Source organism: Burkholderia sp. Ac-20384, from assembly GCF_017104605.1.
Lineage (GTDB): Bacteria > Pseudomonadota > Gammaproteobacteria > Burkholderiales > Burkholderiaceae > Burkholderia > Burkholderia lata.
In genome coordinates, this window is sequence record NZ_JAAGPE010000588.1 from 1 (window position 1) to 2105 (window position 2105).

General features: G+C 68.9%; 2 protein-coding genes. Both read left to right on the forward strand.

The genetic code is table 11. The annotated features are described in order from the left end of the window. Positions 1 to 2: 2 nt before the first annotated feature. Positions 3 to 653 carry a winged helix-turn-helix domain-containing protein gene (locus G3O00_RS41975; RefSeq protein ID WP_206146525.1) on the forward strand — a complete coding sequence of 217 codons (651 nt, stop codon included), beginning with the start codon at positions 3 to 5 and terminating at the stop codon, positions 651 to 653. Next, a complete protein-coding gene (locus G3O00_RS41980) occupies positions 650 to 2089 on the forward strand; it encodes a heavy metal sensor histidine kinase (protein WP_011355332.1) in 1440 nt (479 codons plus the stop codon). Before G3O00_RS41975 ends, G3O00_RS41980 begins: the two co-directional genes overlap by 4 nt. Positions 2090 to 2105: the final 16 nt, after the last annotated feature.

The window sequence follows — 2105 nt, forward strand, 5'->3', positions numbered from 1 at the left end:
TCCTGAAGAGCGGCCTGACCGAGGAAGGCTGGGTCGTCGACACCGCGCTCGACGGCGAAGACGGCGCGTGGAAAGCCGTCGAATTCGACTACGACGTGGTCGTGCTCGACGTGATGCTGCCGAAGCTGGACGGCTTCGGCGTGCTGCGCGCATTGCGCGCGCAGAAGCAGACGCCCGTCATCATGCTGACCGCGCGCGACCGCGTCGACGACCGCGTGCGCGGGCTGCGCGGCGGCGCCGACGACTACCTCACCAAGCCGTTCTCGTTCCTCGAGCTGATCGAACGGCTGCGCGCGCTGACGCGCCGCGCACGCGTGCAGGAATCGACGCTGATCTCGATCGGCGACCTGCGGGTCGACCTGATCGGCCGCCGCGCCACGCGCGACGGCACGCGGCTCGACCTGACCGCGCAGGAGTTCCAGCTGCTCGGTGTGCTCGCACGGCGCAGCGGCGAGGTGCTGTCGAAGACGACCATCGCCGAACTCGTGTGGGACGTGAACTTCGACAGCAACGCGAACGTCGTCGAAACGGCAATCAAGCGCCTGCGCGCGAAGCTCGACGGCCCGTTCACGGACAAGCTGCTGCACACGATCCGCGGGATGGGCTACGTGCTCGAGGCGCGCGAGGACGGCGACACTGAGAGGCCGGCATGAAACGCTCGATCGTCCTGCGGCTGTCGGCGATGTTCGGCATCGTGTCGCTGCTCGTGTTCACGCTGGTGGGCTGCGGGCTGTTCGTGATGATGGAGCGCCAGTTGTTCGCCGAGCTGCGCGCGACGCTCGACACGCGCGCCAAGGTCGCCGAGATGATCGTGTCGCATGCGCTCACGCCGCAGCGCGGGCGGCTCATGCAGGAAAAGCTCGCCGATCTCGAACCGCCCGACGGTTCGACGCGCTACCAGGTCGACACCCCGAACCCGGACTTCCGCTTTGGCCAGCCTGTCGACGGGGTGCCCGTCGGCGCACCGTTCGGCGCGTTCCAGCAATACGCGCTGAACCACAGCACCTACGACGTGATGACGAAGACCGTCACGGTGGCCGGCAACGGCGAGCGGCCGACACTGAAGCTGGTCGTCGCCAGCTCGTGCGAACGCACGCAGCGGATGCTGCGCCGCTTCGGCTGGACGCTCGCCGCGCTGATCACGATCGCGACGATCATTACGCTGCTGCTGAGCCGTGCGGTGGCCCGTTTCGGGCTCGCGCCGCTCGACCGGCTGTCGCAGGACGCATCCGCGATCAGCCTCGCGAACCGCCGCCAGCGGCTGCAGACCGACGCGCTGCCGGCCGAACTGCGCGACCTCGCCACCTCGTTCAACGGCGCGCTCGACCGCATCCAGCAAACCTACGCGCGGCTCGAGGCGTTCAACGCGGACGTCGCGCACGAACTGCGCACGCCGATCAGCATCCTGATCGGCCAGACCCAGGTTGCGCTGACCAGCCGCGACCGCACGGTCGAGCGGATGCAGCAGACGCTGCAGTCGAACCTCGAGGAATTCGAGCGGCTACGCGTGATCATCAACGACATGCTGTTCCTGTCGCGCAGCGACCGCGGCGAACGTGCGACCGACCTGAAGGACGTGTCGCTCGCCGACGAAGTGCGGCGCATGCTCGACTTCCTCGAAATCCCGCTCGACGAGGCGCAGTTGCGCGCCGAGCTGCACGGCGATGCGCGGGCGGCCGTCGATCCGTCGCTGTTCCGCCGCGCGATGACGAACCTGCTGATCAACGCGATCCAGCATTCGGCGCCCGGTGCGACGGTCAGCGTGACGATCGTGCGCCGTGACACGCTGGTCGAAATGTCCGTCGCGAACCCCGGCGAACCGATCGACCCCGCCCGGCGTTCGCACGTGTTCGAGCGCTTCTACCGACTCGAGGAGGCCCGCGCGAACAGCAAGGAGAACCACGGGCTCGGGCTGTCGATCGTCAAGGCCGTCGCCGAGATGCACGGCGGCAGCGTGTTCGTCGCCTGCTCGGGCGGCATCAACACGTTCGGGTTCTCGGTCTCGACGCAACCCTGCGCCGGCGGCCCGTTGCGCCCGGCCGACCTGCACGATACCCGGCCGGCCCACGCGCCCCGCGCGTTGCACTGACGGCGGCCGCGCGGCC